The organism is Pseudomonas sp. GW456-E7 (assembly GCF_059424105.1).
Genome location: NZ_JBWKZB010000014.1, coordinates 25,038 through 43,997, shown reverse-complemented (window position 1 = coordinate 43,997; position 18,960 = coordinate 25,038). Strand labels below are relative to the sequence as shown.

Sequence of the window (18,960 nt, the reverse complement as noted above, 5' to 3'; positions counted from 1 at the left end):
CGCTGTTACCGGCCGCCCGCGGCGAACCTGTACCCCGATCAGAAGTATTTGAGCCAGCCAATATCACGACGACGAGCCTTCAATGCGGCAAACCAGCGCACGGGTAGATACAGCGTTGTAGCCAAGAGCACTGCCGTCAGCCACACCATCCACATGCTGTCGAAACCGAAGTAGTTGCCCTGATTCAAACCGAACAACGCCACATGGGTCAGATACAGCATTTTCAGCGCGTAAAGATGGAGCAGGTAGAAGAACATCGGCGCCGCGCCAAATACCGCCAGAGTGCTGATCCACTTGCATTGCCGAGCCCGCTCAAAACCAGGCAGAAGCAACAGGCCCACCCCTAGCGTCAGCGAGAGGAACAGCAGGGAAGGCGGGTACTTTGTGATGTTGAAGAAACTCATGAGGGTGTGTGTGGCGCTTTCATAGTGCACCCAATGTGCCTCGCCATAACCGTTAACCAGGCGCAGTGCGATGAAACCGGTCAATGCGCCGGCCCCGGCCAGCAGCAGATAGCGCTGACGCACGGTGGCCGAGGCTGAGCGTGCGAACCAGGGGCCGATGCAGTAACCCAGGGCGATGACACCGATCCACGGCAGCAGGGGATAGGAAGTGCGCAGGCGCAAGCTGTCGGAGAATTCGATCCAGCCGCGGTCATGCAAGATTGCCCAGGGCAGGTGCATCGCTGATCCGACCGGGAAGTGCAGGGGATCGAGCAGGTTGTGCCCGGCGACGATGACCAGGCCCAGCACACACAGGAACGGCCGAGGCAGCCAGACCAGTGCAGCGAGGGCCGTCATGCTCAGGCCGATCGCCCAGATCACCTGCAGGTAGATCACATTGGGCGGGAACTGGAATGTCCAGGCGAAATTCACCAGGGTGAACTCCAGCAGAACCAGGAATAGACCGCGCTTGAACAGGAACATCGACACGGCTTTCTTGCCCTGGTGTTTTTCGCCGTACAGATAGGCAGACAATCCGGTGAGCAGAACGAACACCGGCGCACATAAATGGGCGAGAGTCCGGCTGAAAAACAGCGCCGGCTCGGTGGTATCGATGACCATCGGGTCGGCTACCTGGCGGTGTAGAAAGAACGTCTCGCGCACGTGATCGAGCAGCATCAACAGGATCACCAATCCCCTGAGGGCATCGATGGATAGCAGGCGTTGGCTTACGCTCGTGGTGGGCGGAATCTGATTGAAGTGTGTCATCGAAAGTCGCAGGCAGGGAGTGGAGAGCTCTGCCAGTAGCCACCGACAGAGTACGATTGGTTACTGTATAACATAATATAGGCCTGCCCCGTGAACGTTCCGGCCATTGATTCGATATAGCCTGAAGCGAGCCTTATATTCCATAAAGAAAGTACAAATGCGTTTTATAGTGCGTTTTAATCTATTCAGGTTTTTTGAATTGATTGGAGCATTTGTCTTTGAAAACTATGGCGCTTCTACCCCTTGGCTTGGCGTTGCTAGCTACCTGTTCAACGGCCTTCGCGGGTGCGACCCTGGATCGCGTGACACAAAAAGGCGAGCTGACCGGCGTCCTGATGGAAAGTTATCCGCCGTTCTCGTTTCTCAATGATCAGAACCAACTTGACGGGTTTGACGTGGATGTTGCCAAGGCTGTTGCGCAACGCCTCGGGGTCAAACTCAAATTGGAAACACCGTCCTGGGATGTGATTGCTGCTGGCCGCTGGAGCGGGCGCTATGACATCTGCGTCTGCTCGATGACCCCGAGCAAGGCACGGGCCGAGGTGTTCGATTTTCCGGTCGAGTATTACCAGTCGCCGGCAGTGATCGTGGTAAATGCCAAGGACAAAGACATCACGGCGGGCAAAGACTTGTCCGGTAAAAAAGTCGGTGTGATCAGCGCGTCGACTTACGAAGCCTACTTGAACAAGGATCTGGTGATCGAGGGTGCCGAGGACAAGCCGTTGAACTATCCGTTCGATAACGTCCAGGTGGCCCCTTATGACAATGAAACAGTGGCCTTCCAGGACCTGGCGCTGGGCACAGGCGTGCGCCTTGATGCCATGGTCACCAACCTCATCACCGCTCGCGAGCGGATTGCCCAGGATCCACGCTTCAAAATAGCCGGCGAAACGCTGTATGCCGAACCGAACGTCGTGGCCATTGAAAAGGGTGACCCGCAATGGAATGCCAAAGTCACCGAGGTCATTACTCAACTCAAGACTGACGGTACGCTGAGCAAGATTTCGCAGAAGTGGATCGGTGCCGACATCAGCCAATGACAGCCCTCAACCCACACCCGGCCAAGGCAACTGCCGCCCCCGAAATCGAGACGCGCCGCCTTAGCCAATTGTTTGGATTTCGCACTCGCCTGTATTTGACCTGGGCGGCGTTGTCTGGATTGTGCGTCCTGTTCTTCATGAGCTTCGATTTGAAGTTTTCGATCATCCTGGAGAAATGGCCCAATCTGGTCGGCCTGCATCTTGGGCCAAACGGTTTCCTGCAAGGCGCCGCGCTGACGTTGTTCCTGTGTTTCTGTTCGATCTGGCTTTCATTGCTCCTTGGTTTTGTGACGGCGCTGGCGCGACTGTCACGCAGCGCAGTGGCATTCGGTATTGCCAGTTTCTATGCGTCTTTTTTTCGCGGTACACCGCTGCTGATCCAGATCCTGCTGATCTATCTGGGCTTGCCGCAGTTGGGCGTTGTACCCGGGGCAATCAGCGCGGGGATCATTGCGCTTTCGCTTAACTATGGTGCCTATCTGAGCGAGATCTTTCGCGCCGGCATCCTGGCGGTAGCACCCGGGCAGCGCGAAGCGGCGAAGGCGCTGGGGCTTGGGCCGAGGGCGACCTTTGTGCACATCATCTTGCCGCAAGCCATGCGCACGATCATTCCGCCGACAACCAGCCAGTTCATTTCAATGCTCAAGGACTCATCCCTGATTTCGGTGATGGGCGTGTGGGAGGTCATGTTTCTGGCGCAGTCCTATGGGCGGTCTTCCTATCGCTACATCGAAATGCTCACCACCGCAGCGGTCATCTATTGGTTGCTTTCCATCGGGCTGGAATTGATACAGCACCGCCTTGAGCGCCACTACGGCAAAGGTTTCAACAATCAGCGGTGAACCGCCGCGTTTAATGACTTTATCTACAGGAACCACGATGTCCGATCCAACACCTCTTTTGTTTGCGCTCTATGAGCAAGCCAGTGTGGGCTGTGGCGGCGCGCCAAGCCTTTGGACGCATCCCGCTGACGAACGACTGGCGATCAATTCCCTGGGCTATTGGTCGAACCTGGCGCGCATTGCCGATCAGGCTCACCTCGACATGTTGTTTTTTGGTGATGTGCTGGGCTTCTACGATGTATTTGGTGGCAACGCCGATGCGGCGATGAAGTGGGCCGTGGAAGCCCCGGCGAACGATCCGCTGATGATCATTCCGGCATTGGCCGCCGTTACGGAAAACCTGGCCTTTGGCGTTACCGTGACCACCAGCTACGAACATCCCTTTACCCATGCCCGACGCTTCAGCACGCTGGATCACCTCACCAACGGTCGGGTCGGCTGGAACATCGTCACCTCCTACCTGTCCAGCGCCGCCCGGAACTTCGGCCTGGAGCAGATGATCAAGCACGATGACCGCTATGAACGTGCCGAAGAGTTTCTTGATGTGGTCTACAAACTCTGGGAGGGCAGTTGGGCCGACGACGCCGTGGTCGCGGACAAGTCACGCCAGCTCTACGCTCGGGGCGAGCGCGTACGCCCGATCAATCATGTGGGTGAGCATTACCGGGTGGCCGGGCCGCATTTGACGTCCCCCTCGCCACAACGGACGCCTTTGTTGATTCAGGCGGGCTGGTCGGGGCGCGGTCGTGAGTTCGCAGCCAAGCACGCCGAATTGATCTTCATTGCCAAGTCCAACCCGCAGGAAATTCGCCTGGGGCTGGAGGAAATCTGGGCCAAGGCTCAGGCACGTGGCCGTCAGCGTGAGGATGTGAAGTCCCTGACAGTGCTGCGAATCGTCACCGCGAAAACCGAGATTGAGGCTCAGCGCAAGTACGACGAACTGCAAAGCAACTATCACTTGCAGGCGCAACTGGTCAGTTACGCGGGCGACACCGGCATTGATATCGGCCGCTATGCCGACAGTGAGGCGCTTTCCACCTACACCGAGGGCATGACCTCCTATGTGATGCATCCCGATGGCAGTGGCAAACCGTTGACGGCAGGCGACGTCAAACAGCGTTTTGCCAACGTCACCCGAGGCAGTGATCTTATTCTCGTGGGCACCCCTCAACAGGTGGCCGAGCGCATTGAGGAACACGCCAGAATTTCCGGTACCAGCGGTTACATGATCAATCCGCTGATCAGCCCGGGCAGTCTTGAGGACTTCGTAGAACTGGTGATCCCTGAATTGCAGAAACGTGGGCTCTACCGGACCCAACCGCAAAGCGGTACCTTTCGCTCGCGGTTAAGGGGTGACGGTTCGAACCATTTGCCAGCGTCGGCTTATGGCGCTTCGTTCCGTTTCAATGAAGGTTTGTAGTGGCCAGGCCTGGAGGTCACTTGTAGGCGCTGGCGAAGCCTGCGATGGTCGTTAAGGATAACGCGTGTGATCTGGATGAGCGCGGCGCGCTTGAGTCCATCGCCAGCAGGCTGGCTCCTACAGTTTTTCAGCGTGGACGCGGTCCTTTGTGGGAGCTGGCCTGCCAGCGATGGTCGTTAACGATAACGCGGGCGAACTGGATGAACGCGGCGCACTGGAGTCCATCGCCAGCAGGCTGGCTCCTACAGTTTTCCGGGGATGCGTGAAGAACCTCATTCCATGAAACACGGGGCAATTCACTACTCAGGAAACCAGCGCCGGTGAAGCCTCTCAAGCACACCGTTGGCCTCGATGCGTCGATAGCCCTCGTCATACATTTCCAGTGCTCGCAATCCGTCTGGATGGGACAGGCTAAAACCTATCGTCGAGTTCACCAGACCGCAATTGAAGGCGAAGCGCACGGTATCTTCTGTCCCTGACTGCTGAGCCTTTCGGTTTCTGACCTCGAGGTCATTGCTCATGATCACGGCTGCCTGAAAGCGTCGAGCAGCGAGTTTCTGGAGGCTGGTCAAGTCTGAGAGGGAGTTCTCGAACACGACCCCTGAGGTCTGGAGCGCGATGACCTGGGCTGAGTATTCGTAATCTCTGGTGATGCCGACGACGGTGCCGGGCGGCAAAATACATTGACCGTCCGGGGGCTTCGGCAAGGGCGCCTTGATGGATTCAAAAACATCGTTACTGACCTTGAATATCGGTCGCGTCGCCAGTTTGATCTTGCCCTGGAATTCGGGTTGCCAGCTCATGTTGAAGCAAGCGGCGACCTGGCCGCTGAGCACCATGTACTTACAGCGTGAATAGGGCACCACTTTTAACCTGGCCTCCACGGCCATCTCTTTGAAGGCGGCGAGGACCACGTCGTTGGCGTACCCTGTACCGTCGCTGTTTGACCAGGGTGCGGCGGCATCTTCTACCATGATCGTCAGCGTTTCATGCGTCTGCTGTGCGGCGTTGGCGCTCGCTGCCAGCAGTTGGAGGATGCACGTCAGAAGGGTCGGAGCAAGATATGGCCACATTCCGCGATAAGTCCTTTTTAACCCTGGACGCTTCATTGAGTGCTTCATTCCAGCGCTGGCGGTCAGGTATTCAATTGTCGGGGTTCTGTTGGTTCTTGCTGATTATAACAAGCCCGTTGTGGTCGACCCGCCGGATGATCTGCGAAACTCGCAAAGATCTGCTCGTTGATGGAGTAACCGCCCTATGCCGTTGTTTGACGACTGCCCGGATCTAAAAGGACTGCACATGACCCAGTATCTTGCCTTGTTTCTTGTTGGCGCCACGGGATTTGCCCAGGCGCAATCCCTATGCTCCGACGCCTGGTACCAAGCGATCGACAAGAGACTGCAAACCGCCGATGCGCAAGGGCACGGGCCGGATATGGGCTCCGACGAATGGAAATCGGTGATCGAATTCAAGTTAGGGGTTCGCGGTGGGGCAAACGTCCCTGAACGAAGCTCCGAAGAGTGGTGCAGGTACATTGATCAGCAGACCAAGGCGATGGGGGCGAACGGGAGCGACGCCGGAAAACCCCTGACGGTCAATGTTCCACCTGGCCCTTCCTACGATTGCGGCAAGGTGGAGCCCGGCGGTATTGAAGCGATGATTTGTAAGGACAAGGACTTGTCCGCACTCGATCGCAAGCTGTCGCAAGTGTATGCCAGTGCGAGTATCAAGGCCGGCAACGAGCATCCTCCCACGCTGAAAGCAGAGCAACGTGGATGGATCAAGGGGCGCGATGACTGCTGGAAGAGCGATGACGTGGGTGCATGCGTACGCATGGAGTACCAGCGCCGCATCGCCGAGTTGCAGGCACGGTACCGACTGGTATCGGGCACAGGGCCTGTTTACTACGAGTGCGACGGCAACCCGGCTAATGAGGTTTCGGCCACGTTCTTCAAAACCGATCCGCCGACGCTCATCGCAGAGCGTGGCGATAGCGTATCGCTGATGTACCAGCAGCCAGGCGGCAGTGGCAAATACCTTGGGCGCAATGAGACCCTTTGGGAGCATCAGGCCGAGACGACGATCACGTGGGGATACGGTGCGCTCGAGTTACATTGCAAAAGAAAACCTTGAAACTGCGCGCTTGATCAAAGCGCGCATTCAAACGTTGAGATCAACGACACGCAATAGGCTTTTTGGTTAACCCAGTGCTTTCCTGAGCCCTTTCAAACGCACATTCGCCCGTTGCACAGCGGCCATTTTTTCAGGCCGCTTCATGCGTTTCCACTTTCTGATGTCTTCCTTGCTACGCCCGCAACTCACACACAGATCGCCACTGAGTTGGCAAACCGAGATGCAGGGGTTTTCGATTTCCTTAGCCATTGTCAGTCACCTTTGGCCACCCGTGATTGAGCCAGGCGATTTTTCCAGTCACCAGCGTGAGTGCGTTGGCACTCCTCCTCAGAGTCGAGGCGGACATTGCGGTCTGAAGGGGTCAGGTCGATGTTGGCCTCATTCAACGCGATGGCCGTCAACTCAAGGATGCGCGCCTTCGCCTGAACCTGGGCGAGCTGCCTGTCAGCCAGGGTTTCGAACACCCAGATGACCTTCAGGGTTTCAGTCAACGCATTCAGGTCAGCGGTGTGGGTGAGCCAGGCAAAGCCTTTGATTTCACCTTTTGCGGTTTCGCACGCTTCGGTGAGCGTGGTGATCAACCGGCGTTCGATCCGCGCCAGTTCACGTTTGCCTGGTGGCATTCGGGGTTCCTTTGGAGACAAGAGTGGGGAGGTGCGGGATCAGGCAGGTCGAAATTCGACCGTCAGGTGGCTGACTTCGTGCACTGGTTTAAGACGTTCACGAATGCTGTCGGCGCTCGCCGTGGCTTCGCCAAGGACGCTGACGATGGCTGCATGGGCTTGCGGTCCGACTCGCCAGACGTGCAAGTCCGTGATGGTGGCATCCCCCGGTTTTTCGACCCGTTCGCGGATTTCCTCGGCAACCTGCGCATCGGTCTGATCGAGCAGCACACCTGCGGTGGTCCCCATCAAGGTCCAGGCCCAACGCGCGATAACGATGGCGCCGACGATGCCCATCACCGGGTCCAGCCATACCCAGCCGAGATACCGGCCAGCGAGCAGTGCAACAATGGCCAGAACCGAAGTCAGCGCGTCTGCGATGACGTGGACGTAGGCGGATTTCAGGTTGTTGTCGTTGCTGTGATGGGCATGGGCATGGGCATGGCCGTGATCCTCATGATCGTGCTCATGACTGTGTCCATGACTGTGATCGTAGCCCAGCAGCAGCGCACTGACGACGTTGACGATCAGGCCGGCAATCGCGATGAGCGTCGCAGTGCCGAACTGAACCTCCGTGGGCTGCAAGAGGCGCATGACAGACTCAACGCCAATGCCCAGGGCGACCATGCCGAGGATCAGCGCCGAGGCGAACCCGCCCAGGTCGCCAACCTTTCCGGTACCGAAACTGTAGCGCTGGCTGTAGGCATGGCGCTTTGCGTATCCGTAAGCGGCCGCCGCGATGCCCAATGCGCCGGCATGGGTTGCCATGTGAAAGCCATCGGCCAGTAGCGCCATCGAGCCCGTGAGGTACCCGGCGGTAATCTCGCCAATCATCATCACAACGGTCAGTGCCACAACCCAAAGCGTACGCCTGGCATTTTCGTCGTGCGCCGGGCCAAGGAACACGTGGTCGTGCCTGTAGTTGATGGGGGGGCTGCTCATGATGTCTACCTGGATGCGTTCACTTGGAATAACGGCGAATGGCTTCAAGCAACTCTTCGACGCCCTTGTTGCGCTCTGCTTCGCTCAGCGCAGGGTTCGCGACATGCTCGCGTGCGTGGTCCTCGATGATTTCTTCCATCAAACCGTTGATGGCGCCGCGAGTGGCGGCCACAAGGTGCAGTGTCCTGGCGCAATCGAGATCCGATTCCAGTGCGCGTTCAACGGCCTGGATTTGTCCGGCGATGCGTTTTACACGCTTGAGAAGATCGTCTTTGTTGGCTGCGATATGGCCCATTGGATGGATACCCCCTTTACCTATGCTTTGCGCATGATAGGCATACCCCCTATACCTATGCACTATTTTTTCTGCGCGAGTTCTTCGGTCATGTGCATTAACAGTGCTTCCAATACCCCAGCCACGCATCGACTCGCAAACGCTGACGAGATTGATCCATCAACGAACGGGCCGAGGGCGGATTCACCATCACCTTCGATGCCTATGAAGGCCTGGCACTCGCGAGCAGTTCGCCGATGATCTAGGCGCTGGTGTTGCTGGCGACGGACTGTTTTACGCGCTTGTCGATTTTTGGCGCTCTCATCAGCAGTGGGCCCAATGTGGCTAACAGGCCCAGCATGATCAACGGGAAAAACATCAGCGAATCCAGACCGAAATGGCTGACGATCACGGTGATGGCGGCGGGTCCCACGAGCATGCCCGAGAAGCCGATGCAATTGACGATGCCGATGTTGCGGCCTGCATGTTGCGGGTCCCGGCGCCCGGCGGCGGAAATCATCAGTGGCGCGATGCAGGAAAGTCCGAGGCCGAACAACGCGAAGCCGAGGATGCCGGTAACGGCCGTGCCGCCGACGATGGTGAGGGTCATGCCGAGGACACAGACCGTCCCGCATGCGAAAACCACTTGAGCGTTACCAAAGGTCGCCGCCAGACGGTCTCCGAACAGGCGCCCGATGAAAGCCGCACCGACGAATATCGACACCGCCATGCCCGCGGTGGAAGTCGATGTTGAGAACTCGCGGCGAATGTACTCCTGGCCCCAGTCGGCAATCGCGTTTTCACCCATCATGCTGCCCAGCAGCAGAGCGCCGAGTGCAATCATCACCAGTAGCGTTTTGGTCGATGGACCCTTGCCGACTTCATCAGCGGACTGAGCGTCTGTTTGCCAGGCACCGGATGACGCGTCGGGAACGTCATGCCTGCCCAGCAGCCACCGGCTGAAAATACAGCCGACAATCAGCATGGCGATGCCCAGCACGGTAAATGGCACTTTTACGCTGTCGGTGTAGAAACCCGTCAGCCAACTGCACGCCATCCCGAGCAGAAAACCACCCAGCGAATAGAGCGCATGGAAGCCGGACATGATCGAGCGCTGGTAAAACCGCTCAACTTGAACGCCATGGGCATTCAATGCGGTATCCAGGGCGCCGCGCAGCAAGCCCAGCACAACGCCAAAACACATCGCAAACCAGAAACCGCTGACGAAACCCAGCGGGATAATGGACAGGGGGTAGGCGAGGGCGCACACGGTGATTACCGGTTTAGCGCCGAAGGTGTCCAGCAGGCGGCCTACCAGCAGCGCTCCCGCCGCTGAGCCGACGCCGACTCCGAGTGCGATCAGGCCGAAGTTCGCATCACCCAGTTCACCGGTAAAACCCAGTTGCGTCCTGAAGACACTCACCCCGGTTGACCAGATGTACATCATGGCGCCGATCATCATGAATCCGAGGAACGTCGCGATTCGCGCCTTGCGGATGCGAGTGGGGATCGGTGTTTTTTGAACGTTATTCATCACGCTGCATTGTCCCTGTTGTTTTTGTTGGGTGTTCATGCAAAAGCTGAGTAAGGCAAGAGTTATACGTATAACTCCATTCAAAAATAACATTGGTGGCAAGATTGATGTCAACTTTTTCGTGGCTATTCTCAATTCAGGCGACGTAAAGCATGTAGTCATGTGTGACGAGGCTGTTGGTTTTGAACGGATCCTGTGGCCGAACGGGTTATTATGGGTTATACGTATAACTCAAATTGATCCGAGCACAGGGGTTTCCGTGTCATCTCAGGAATTGCTACTGCCGTGCGCTACACCTCATATGCTGGCCTATCGATCGACGTTCCTGTTGTCGGGGTTATGCATGGGCGCCTGGGCTCCGTTGGTACCTTATGCCCGCACGCGAGCGGGGATCGACGACGCGGCCCTGGGGCTGTTGTTACTGTGCCTTGGCTTGGGTTCGCTGGTGATGATGCCGCTGGCGGGTATTCTCAATGCGCGCAAGGGTTGTCGCTTTACGATGCACGTGGGTATTGCGCTGGTGTTGCTGACCTTGCCCTTGTTGGCGACGACTCACTCCTTCGCCGGTTTGATTTTCGCCCTGACCGTTTTCGGGGCAGGGTGCGGGTCGGTCGACGTAACGATGAACGTTCAGGGCGTGATGGTGGAACGCGCGACGGGACGCTCACTGATGTCCGGTTTCCATGGGCTGTTCAGCCTCGGCGCGATTGTCAGTGCTGCCGGTATCACCGCCTTGTTGTGGCTGGGCGCCACGCCGTTGATGGCAAGCAGTGCGGTCATGGCGATCCTGGTCGCGTTCGTCCTGACGCATGGCCGACAGTTGCTGGGGCGCAGCGGTGACGAAGGCAGCCCGATATTTGTCAGGCCTACCCGAAAGGTTTTACTGCTGGGTATGCTTTGCCTGTTCGCCTTTCTTGCGGAGGGCGCGATTCTCGACTGGAGCGCGGTGTTCCTGGCTGACGAGCGAGGTGTCCAGCATTCCCTGGCCGGGCTGGGTTACGCAGTGTTTGCGGTGATGATGGCGCTGGGCCGATTGAACGGTGACCGGATACTGCTGAAACTGGGGCCACGGGTGGTGCTCATTGGCGGTGGAGTCGTGGTCATGTTGGGGTTCGCTTTGGTGGTGTTGGCGAATGATTGGCTGTTGAACCTGGTGGGGTTTGCGGTGATTGGCACAGGTCTGGCCAACATCGCTCCGGTTTACTTGTCGCTGGCAGGTGCCCAAAAGACAATGCCTGGTGAGCTGGCCATTGCCGCCGCCACCAGCCTGGGCTACCTCGGCATTTTGATGGGGCCGGCAGCCATTGGCTTCGTCGCCCATGCAAGCAGCCTGCCCTTGGCGTTGCTCGCTGTTGCCGCGTTGATGATCGCGATCATTTTCAGTGCCACTCGGCTGGTTCCGAAGGTTTCACCTCAACGGTTACACTGAGTGCATGGCGTTTTTTTTCACTGACCTCTCATGAGGTTTTCAAAAAGGTTGGGAAGCAAGCGATGGCATCCGTTTCAATGAAAGATGTAGCACTGGCGGCGGGGGTGTCCCAGCCCGCGGTGTCTTACGCTTACAATCGCCCATCCAAACTGTCCGAGGCCCAGCGTGAGCATATCCTTGCCGTAGCGGCGTCACTGGGTTACCCGGGACCCAATGTGCTTGGGCGTAGCCTTCGTTCAGGCAAGATCGGGGCGATCGGGTTGATGATGATGGACAAGTTGTCCCTGGCGTTCGCCGACCCTTGCACTGTTGCCCTGCTGCGCGGGATCAGTGAGGTAGGGGAACTGGAGAACGTCGCGCTGACGTTGTTCCCGCTCAACAACAACCGGTTTGTCGGCCGGACACAGGCAGCGAATCACGGCAGCCTTGCGCTGCGCGGGTTGGTCGATGGCTTGATTATCTCGACCCTGCCCGATGACCACCCGGCCGTGCTGGCCGTGGTGAAACAGAACATTCCGTTTGTGGTGATCGATTCGCCGTTGGTGGAAGGTTCTTTTTTTGTCGGGATTGATGACCGGGGTGCCGCACGTGCGCAGATGCGTCACTTGCTGGATCTGGGGCATCGCAAGATAGGGGTCATCATTGACCGTCTTAACCCGGACGGATACCGCGGCCCCATCGACCGGCACCGTTTCAAGAGTGCAAGTGAGCGTATCGTCAGGGAGCGGCTGACCGGCTACGTGGAAGAGGCAAGTGCAGCCGGCCTGGCATTCGAGGATTTGAGCATCATAGAGGCCGGCGGTCTTGACTCGACGTCCGGGCAAACCGCTGCCTTTACCTTGCTGACATCCAGCGACGTCACGGCGGTGGTGGCCTGTTCGGACGTCATGGCGATCGCTTGCATGAAAACCGCCCATGCGCTCAATCGCGAGGTTCCACAAACCCTTTCGGTGATTGGCTTCGACGATATTCCCGAGGCGGTGCAACTGGGCCTGACCACCATTGGCCAACCCATCGTCGAGAAAGGTGTCTACGCGGCAAGGCTTTTGACCGAGCAGTTGAATGCACCGGCCGATACTCCGCTGGAACCTGAACAGAAGATATTCGCCACCAAATTGATCGTGCGCAGTTCGACGCTCAAGGTGCAGGACGTTTAACGCCAATCGATGAATAAGGCTGCGGTGACCCAGCGCGACCGCAGCCTTCGGCTTCATGTCATGCCATTCATTGCACCAGTTGCTTGAAGTTCGCCGCGACCCGCAGGGCGTTGGCGGCGATGGTGAGTGCCGGATTGACCGCGGCCGATGACGGAAAGAAAGAACTGTCGACCACCCAGACATTGTCCAGGTCATGCATCTTGCAATTGAGGTCCAGCACGCTCGACACCGGGTCCTTACCCATGACCGCCGTACCGCATTGATGCGAGTTGGTGGCAATGCCCATGCGTGCTTTGAGGATCAGCGGGTAGCCTGCCGCCCGCATGACCTGGCTGGTCCTGGTCACCAGGCCTTCATGGGCTTTCAGGTTATTGGGTTTCCAATGGACCTTGATCGCACCGCGTTGCGCGTCATACGTGACCCGGTTTTCCCGGGTTGGCAGGTCCTCCGATGTCAGGTACAGGTCGACGCTGTGATCGGTGATGTAGCGCGAGGCGAACTTCGGCAGCCACGGACGCATGGAGGTGATCATGGGTTCGCGGATTTTTCCCAGCATCTGCACGTTACCCAAGGGAAACGAGTTGTTCGCACCGGCGCTGTACCAGTCGTTGATGGCCAGGGTCTTCTGGAAGATCACCTTGTTTTTGCGTCGAGGGTCGATCGCCAGCATGAACGTGCTGTTGTGCACCATGTAGTTGCGACCCACTTGCCCTGAACTGTTGCCCAGGCCTTCGGGGTGCTGTTCGTTTGCCGACTTGAGTAACAGCGCGGCGCTGTTTACCGCCCCGCAGGCCAGCACGAAGCGCTTGGCACGCAGCGTCACTGCGCGACCATCGATCAGACCGTGGGCTTGAGTGACTGTCCGCCCGTCTGCAGCAGTTTTCAGTTGCTGGATCGTGGTGCGGGTCAACAGCCTGACGGTTGCACTGCGCAAGGCGGGCCTTAATGCGCAAACCTCGGCGTCAGCCTTGGCGTCCAGCAGGCAAGGGTAACCGTCGCACGTTGAGCACAGTACGCAGTCACCGCCATTGCCATAGTCCACGGCCGCAGGCATCACGAAAGGCTTGAGCCCGGACCGGCGCATGCTCTGCTCCAGGGAAGCCAGGGCAGGGTCATGTTTGAGCGCCGGTTGTGGGTAGGGGCCTGAGCGCCAGGGTTCGCTGGGATCGACGCCTGCCTGGCCATGTACCCGGTAGAGTTTTTCCGCCTCGGCGTACCAGGGTTCCAGATCCGCATAGCTGATCGGCCAAGCCGGAGAGACGCCTTCGGCGTGCTGGATTTCGGCAAAGTCTTCTTCGCGAAACCGCGGCAGCATCGCGCCATAGAATTTGGTGTTTCCACCCACGTAATAAAACACGCCGGGCGAAAAGGGTTGGTTTGACTCGTCCAGCCATTGCTCGGCATTGCGATAACGGCCTTGCCCGAAGACGGATTCGGTGCTCCAGTTCTGTATTTCTCGTGGCAGAAAATCACCGCGCTCGACGATCACAACGTCCAGCCCGCTATCTCGCAGCGCATGGGCAAAGGTCGAACCACCCATGCCCGAGCCGATAATCACCACATCACAATTGATATTGCCATCAGCATCAGGTGTCACCACGTCGAGGGCGCGCGGTTCGCGCGACGCCCCCGATTGTGGATTCAGCTCTGCATGATGCGAAATCAATGCATCACTCATTTGAGCCGCTCCAGTTCTTATAGGTGTTGTTCGGAGTTCCGGATTTCCCAGTACTCGTCCTGACGTTCGTCAGTGATGTATTCGGGAATCGGGAAGTCCCACCAACCCGGTACCCAAGGGCCAGCAGCGTCGCGGTCAGTCGGGATTTCGATCAACACCGGCGCGTTCAAGTCCAGGGCTTCCTGCAGGATCGGTTCGAGGTCTTCCGGGCGCTCCACACGATAGGACTTCAGGCCAAAGGCTTCGCCCACCGCTTTGAAGTCCGGGCTATAGGGCGTGCCGTCCGGATGGTTGAACTCGGTGCCGATATGGCGGCTGGTTTGCTTGCGCTGGCCACCGCGAATCGACATGTACCCGGCGTTGTTCTGGATCATGAACACGACCGGAATATTGTTGGTCACGCAGATCGCAATTTCCTGCGACGTCATCAGGAAGTCACCGTCGCCCAGAATGCAGACCACCGGCTGGTTCGGTGCTGCCAGTTTGGCACCGATGGCGGCAGGCACGGCCCAACCCATGGAGGAGAACCCGCCGGAGGTCAGGTGGGTGCGAGGGGTGTAGACCGGGAAGGTCTGCTTGACCGCGCCCTGGGTGTTGCCGGAGCCGACCACCACGATGGTGTCCCGCGGGAAAATCTTGCGCAACGCGCCCAATGGACGTTGCGAGGTGAACGGGAAGCGGTCGGAGTCACGACGACCGGCCAGCTTGCTTTCCCATTCGTCCTGATAGCCGCGCAGATCGCTGAGATACGCTTCGCGATCGGCAGTCTGGCCTTTCAGGCCTTCGACGATGTGAGCCAGCGCGTGCTTGGCGTCTGCACAGATACCGACAGTTACAGGGTAATTCTTGCCGATTTCGTGCGGGTCGATGTCGATGTGGATCAACTTCGACGGCGGAATGGCGAAGGTCACGCCCTTGGCATAGCTGGACGACGACCAGTCGGTGAAACGACAACCTACGGCGATGATCACATCGGCCGTCGAGGCCACTTTGTTGCCGCACATCGTGCCGGTCTGGCCGACGCTACCTGCGAACAACGGGTGGTCTTCCGGGAAGCCGCTTTTGCCGTTCCAGGTGGTGACTACCGGAATTTGCCAGGCCTCGGCCAAGGCGAGCACTTCAGCGCTGGCTTCGCCCGTGATGACACCGCCACCGATGACCAGCACCGGCCGTTTGCAGGATTGCAATTCTTCAACGGCGCGAGCAGTGGCCGCCGGATCCGGGAAGCATTTGCCGATCGGCGTACGTTCTTCCAGGGCGTGGAGGGTCACTTCCGCGGCCTCGGCCTGGACGTCCATCGGGATTTCCAGATGGACCGGACCTGGGCGACCGGTGACCATCGAGCTCCAGGCCCGATGCATCATGAACGGCAACTCTTCAACGCGCGTCGCGACCCAGTGCCGCTTGGTCACGGCCTCGGCGATTTTAGGGAAGTCGTTGTCGGTGTAGCGTTCCAGTTCCTGCAGCAGACCGTGGCCACGCATGTGCGTGGGTGGCCCGCCAGTGATCAGCATCAGGCTGGTGGAGTCGGTGAACGCGGTGGCCATGCCGATCACGGTGTTGGCGGCCCCGGCGCCGATGGAGGTTACCGCAGCCATCGGCTTTCCGGCCACGCGGTAGTAACCATCTGCCAAATGCACGGCGCTCTGTTCGTGGAAGACCTGGATGAACTTGAGTTTCGAGTCTTCTTCGAGGAAGGCGTCGGTGAGTGTCCAGATGCCGTGGCCGGGAATGCCGGCGACATACTCTACGCCGTAGTTTTTCAGGGTTTGTGCCACGATCTGGCTGCCGGTCAATTTGCTCATGACAGGACTCCTTGGGTTGATGAAAGCGGGGTGGATGCGGTGGTTTTGCCTTGATTTTCAGCTCGGCCGCGCGTAGCCCAGTTCAGGCCCTGCTTGGTCAGGCGGCGGATATTCGGGTCGGCGAGGTTGCTGGTGTCGTGTCCGATCGAGTGATAGAACACGCGTCCCTGGCCCCACTGGCGAACCCAGGCGACCGGGCTGCGATGGCCCTTGATCCACGGGAACGGGTTTCCGTCGAAGGTGGTTTCGGCGAGCACATGGATGTTCGGGTCGACCTGCATGTAGTACTGCTCGGAGCGCACCTCGAAATCCTCGACACCTTGAGTGACTTCGTGGGTGCGGTCGATGACGTTGACCTGGTACGGATGGGGAAAGCCTTCGCCCATCGGATGCTCGAGAAAGGAACCGCCTAGTACCCAGTGGTACTTGAGGCTTGCGCGAAAGGCCGCGCCCGCACCGTGCCAACCCACCAGGCCGGTGCCGCTTTCGATCGCTTCGAGTAGGCGATTTTCCTGCGAGGTGGTCAGCGTTTCAGTGGTGACCGCGTTGTTCCAGCCGATCACGATCAGGTCATAACCGGTCAAATCCCTGTCCAATGTGAAGATGTCTGTCGACTCTTCGACGTCGAAATCCAGCTCCTGGAAAACGGTCCGGGCCCACCCGGCGATTTCATAGGGGAAATGGCCGGGCCAGCCACCGTATAGATACAAGACTCGACTCACGGTTGGTCACCTCTTAGGTTGGGTGTGATTATTAGGTTATACGTATAACCGCTTATTTAAGCTATCACTCAAAACCGTACTGTCAATGCCTTGATCGGATTTTTAATGAAATGACCCAGTAGAATAGGAGTGGTGTCGAGATGGTGTGCATTGCTACAGGCTGCGGAACAGTTTTGCTCACCTCGTTTTTGAGAATAAAAGGTTATACGAATAAGTGTGATTGCCCGTGGCAGAGGGGCGGGGCTGTCAGGAGTGCTTCAACTTTGCGTCTGTGCTGCGTCAGATCGCGTCAGCAATAAGACGGCTGCGAAATTGCCCGGAGCAGGGGGGTGAGAAAAGATGTTTGCCAATGCTGAGTGCATGTTGCGTGCATCAAGAACCACCTGGAGCATATTGATGATTCGTTATCTGAAAAAAAGTAAGCCCGTCGAAGCCCAAGCCGAAATCGCTTTGCAAGTGCGCGATACGGTCGAGCAGATCATTGCCAATGTCGCCAAGAACGGCGATGCAGCCGTTCGGGAGTATTCGAAGAAATTTGATAAGTGGGAGCCTGCGACCTTCCGCCTGACCGACGAAGAAATCGCCGCGTGCGTTGCCAGTCTTTCGGAACAGGAAATCGGCGACATCAAGTTTGCGCAGGCACAGGTCCGTCGGTTTGCCGAGGTACAGAAAGCCTCGATGCACGATGTCGAAGTCGAAACCCTCCCGGGTGTGATCCTTGGGCATCGCAACATTCCGGTGAACTCGGTGGGCTGCTACATCCCCGGAGGCAAATATCCGTTGCTGGCATCGGCACACATGAGTGTCCTGACGGCTAAAGTCGCCGGCGTGAAGCGTGTGGTTGCAGCCGCGCCGCCCTTCGACGGCAAGCCTCATCCGGCCATCGTGACGGCCATGTACCTCGCCGGCGCCGATGAAATCTATTGTGTCGGCGGCGTTCAGGCGATTGCTGCCCTGGCGTTGGGGACCGATGACTTCAAGCCGGTCGATATGATCGTCGGGCCTGGCAACGCATTTGTCGCCGAAGCCAAGCGCCAGCTGTTCGGCAAAATCGGCATCGACTTGATTGCCGGCCCGACCGAAACACTGGTGATAGCCGATGACAGTTCCGACGTAGAAATCATTGCCGCAGACTTGCTGGGCCAGGCCGAACACGGCGTCAACTCGCCAGCGGTGTTTTTGACCAACAGCGCCGAACTGGCAGAAACCCTGCCGGCGGAAATCGAGCGTCAACTGGCCATTCTGTCGACCGCACCCGTCGCCTCCGTCGCCTGGCGTGACTATGGCGAGATCATCCTGTGCGACACCGTGGATGAACTGGTCCAGGAAGCCGACCGCATTGCCTCCGAACACGTCCAGGTCATGACCCGAGACCCGTTGTACTTCCTGGAGCATATGACCAACTACGGCGCGCTGTTCCTCGGGCAGCGGACCAATGTCTCCTACGGCGACAAGGTGATCGGCACCAACCACACATTGCCGACCACCGGGACTGCGCGTTACACCGGCGGCCTGTGGGTTGGCAAGTTCATCAAGACCTGCACCTATCAGCGTGTCCTGACTGATGAAGCCTCTGTGCTGGTCGGCGAGTATTGCTCCCGCCTGTGCGGCATGGAAGGTTTTGCCGGGCACAAGGAACAGGCGGATATCCGCATTCGCCGTTACAAGCAGGCTGTCTGATTTCTCCCGTTTATAGAGCGCAACCTTTGTCGGCGTGACAGCGCTCTTTTTTGAACATCGAACCGGCGGATCTCACCAGGCCGCCTGGTTAGTTGCAGCACTTGGCAAGCGGGTAGCGGGAGAAAGGGTCGTTTCTCGGTACTGCTGGTCACTCTTACCGCTTTTCCAAGTGTTTTCAGGCTCCCCGATTGGGGGGCTTTTTTTTGGGGCTTCCACTGGTTTGAGCGTGGGCACGACCCCTTGTAGGAGCCAGCTTGCTGGCGATGGTCGTTAACGATAACGCGTATAAACTGGATAAACGCAGCGAACTTGAGTCCATCGCCAGCAAGCTGGCTCCTACAGTTTCCCGGGAATGCGTGAAGAACCTTTTTTTCTTCACGGAATTCTGGGAAACACGTGCACCACCAAGGTCGAGCGTTAGCTCGCCTCGC

At 58.1% G+C, this 18,960-nt stretch carries 17 protein-coding genes; 7 read left to right on the top strand and 10 right to left on the bottom strand.

The window, feature by feature from the left end; translation table 11 throughout:
- Positions 1–38: 38 nt before the first annotated feature.
- Positions 39–1,211 (bottom strand): acetyltransferase domain-containing protein, encoded by a 1,173-nt coding sequence (locus AC07YV_RS11655; protein WP_102699570.1) that lies wholly within the window; start codon positions 1,209–1,211, stop codon positions 39–41.
- Positions 1,212–1,429: 218 nt separating this feature from the next.
- On the opposite strand from AC07YV_RS11655, the gene AC07YV_RS11650 reads away from it, so the two are divergent.
- Genes AC07YV_RS11650 through AC07YV_RS11640 form a run of 3 tightly spaced genes read left to right on the top strand, consistent with a single transcriptional unit; the run spans position 1,430 to position 4,513 of the window.
- Positions 1,430–2,251: an ABC transporter substrate-binding protein gene (locus AC07YV_RS11650; protein ID WP_102699571.1), complete on the top strand. Its 822-nt coding sequence runs from the start codon at positions 1,430–1,432 to the stop codon at positions 2,249–2,251.
- Entirely contained in the window at positions 2,248–3,093 is an 846-nt protein-coding gene (locus tag AC07YV_RS11645) for an amino acid ABC transporter permease (RefSeq protein WP_102699572.1), read from the top strand. Before AC07YV_RS11650 ends, AC07YV_RS11645 begins: the two co-directional genes overlap by 4 nt.
- A 37-nt stretch (positions 3,094–3,130) precedes the next feature.
- Positions 3,131–4,513, top strand: a complete 1,383-nt coding sequence (locus AC07YV_RS11640; RefSeq protein ID WP_102699573.1) for an LLM class flavin-dependent oxidoreductase — start codon at positions 3,131–3,133, stop codon at positions 4,511–4,513.
- 299 nt (positions 4,514–4,812) lie between these two features.
- On the opposite strand, the gene AC07YV_RS11635 is transcribed toward AC07YV_RS11640, so the two are convergent.
- Positions 4,813–5,586 carry a substrate-binding periplasmic protein gene (locus AC07YV_RS11635; protein WP_102699575.1) on the bottom strand — a complete coding sequence of 258 codons (774 nt, stop codon included), beginning with the start codon at positions 5,584–5,586 and terminating at the stop codon, positions 4,813–4,815.
- A gap of 184 nt (positions 5,587–5,770) precedes the next feature.
- Between AC07YV_RS11635 and AC07YV_RS11630 the strand changes: the two genes are divergently transcribed.
- The gene (locus AC07YV_RS11630; protein ID WP_494990287.1) at positions 5,771–6,646 is read left to right on the top strand and encodes an MliC family protein; all 876 of its coding nucleotides are present in this window, start codon (positions 5,771–5,773) and stop codon (positions 6,644–6,646) included.
- 66 nt (positions 6,647–6,712) lie between these two features.
- On the opposite strand, the gene AC07YV_RS11625 is transcribed toward AC07YV_RS11630, so the two are convergent.
- The 5 genes from AC07YV_RS11625 to AC07YV_RS11605 all read right to left on the bottom strand — a co-directional run bounded on the left by AC07YV_RS11625 (position 6,713) and on the right by AC07YV_RS11605 (position 10,058).
- The gene (locus AC07YV_RS11625; protein ID WP_102699576.1) at positions 6,713–6,895 is read right to left on the bottom strand and encodes a DUF1289 domain-containing protein; all 183 of its coding nucleotides are present in this window, start codon (positions 6,893–6,895) and stop codon (positions 6,713–6,715) included.
- A gap of 2 nt (positions 6,896–6,897) precedes the next feature.
- Positions 6,898–7,269 carry a hypothetical protein gene (locus AC07YV_RS11620; RefSeq protein ID WP_102699577.1) on the bottom strand — a complete coding sequence of 124 codons (372 nt, stop codon included), beginning with the start codon at positions 7,267–7,269 and terminating at the stop codon, positions 6,898–6,900.
- Between the two features lie 39 nt (positions 7,270–7,308).
- A complete protein-coding gene (gene dmeF, locus AC07YV_RS11615; protein WP_102699578.1) occupies positions 7,309–8,250 on the bottom strand; it encodes a CDF family Co(II)/Ni(II) efflux transporter DmeF in 942 nt (313 codons plus the stop codon).
- Positions 8,251–8,269: 19 nt separating this feature from the next.
- A complete protein-coding gene (locus AC07YV_RS11610; RefSeq protein WP_007974809.1) occupies positions 8,270–8,545 on the bottom strand; it encodes a metal/formaldehyde-sensitive transcriptional repressor in 276 nt (91 codons plus the stop codon).
- A 241-nt stretch (positions 8,546–8,786) separates the two neighbouring features.
- Complete coding sequence (locus AC07YV_RS11605; protein ID WP_102699579.1) at positions 8,787–10,058, bottom strand: MFS transporter; 1,272 nt, start codon at positions 10,056–10,058, stop codon at positions 8,787–8,789.
- Positions 10,059–10,359: 301 nt separating this feature from the next.
- Between AC07YV_RS11605 and AC07YV_RS11600 the strand changes: the two genes are divergently transcribed.
- A complete protein-coding gene (locus AC07YV_RS11600) occupies positions 10,360–11,487 on the top strand; it encodes an MFS transporter (protein WP_102699580.1) in 1,128 nt (375 codons plus the stop codon).
- Positions 11,488–11,549: 62 nt separating this feature from the next.
- The gene (locus AC07YV_RS11595; RefSeq protein ID WP_102699581.1) at positions 11,550–12,644 is read left to right on the top strand and encodes a LacI family DNA-binding transcriptional regulator; all 1,095 of its coding nucleotides are present in this window, start codon (positions 11,550–11,552) and stop codon (positions 12,642–12,644) included.
- A 67-nt stretch (positions 12,645–12,711) separates the two neighbouring features.
- Here the strand turns inward: AC07YV_RS11595 and AC07YV_RS11590 are convergent, their stop codons facing one another.
- Genes AC07YV_RS11590 through AC07YV_RS11580 form a run of 3 tightly spaced genes read right to left on the bottom strand, consistent with a single transcriptional unit; the run spans position 12,712 to position 16,849 of the window.
- Positions 12,712–14,322 carry an FAD-dependent oxidoreductase gene (locus AC07YV_RS11590; protein ID WP_102699582.1) on the bottom strand — a complete coding sequence of 537 codons (1,611 nt, stop codon included), beginning with the start codon at positions 14,320–14,322 and terminating at the stop codon, positions 12,712–12,714.
- Between the two features lie 17 nt (positions 14,323–14,339).
- Positions 14,340–16,127 carry a thiamine pyrophosphate-binding protein gene (locus AC07YV_RS11585; RefSeq protein WP_102699583.1) on the bottom strand — a complete coding sequence of 596 codons (1,788 nt, stop codon included), beginning with the start codon at positions 16,125–16,127 and terminating at the stop codon, positions 14,340–14,342.
- The gene (locus AC07YV_RS11580; protein ID WP_102699584.1) at positions 16,124–16,849 is read right to left on the bottom strand and encodes a ThuA domain-containing protein; all 726 of its coding nucleotides are present in this window, start codon (positions 16,847–16,849) and stop codon (positions 16,124–16,126) included. Before AC07YV_RS11580 ends, AC07YV_RS11585 begins: the two co-directional genes overlap by 4 nt.
- Positions 16,850–17,245: 396 nt before the next feature.
- On the opposite strand from AC07YV_RS11580, the gene hisD reads away from it, so the two are divergent.
- A complete protein-coding gene (gene hisD, locus AC07YV_RS11575) occupies positions 17,246–18,529 on the top strand; it encodes a histidinol dehydrogenase (RefSeq protein ID WP_102699585.1) in 1,284 nt (427 codons plus the stop codon).
- Positions 18,530–18,960: the final 431 nt, after the last annotated feature.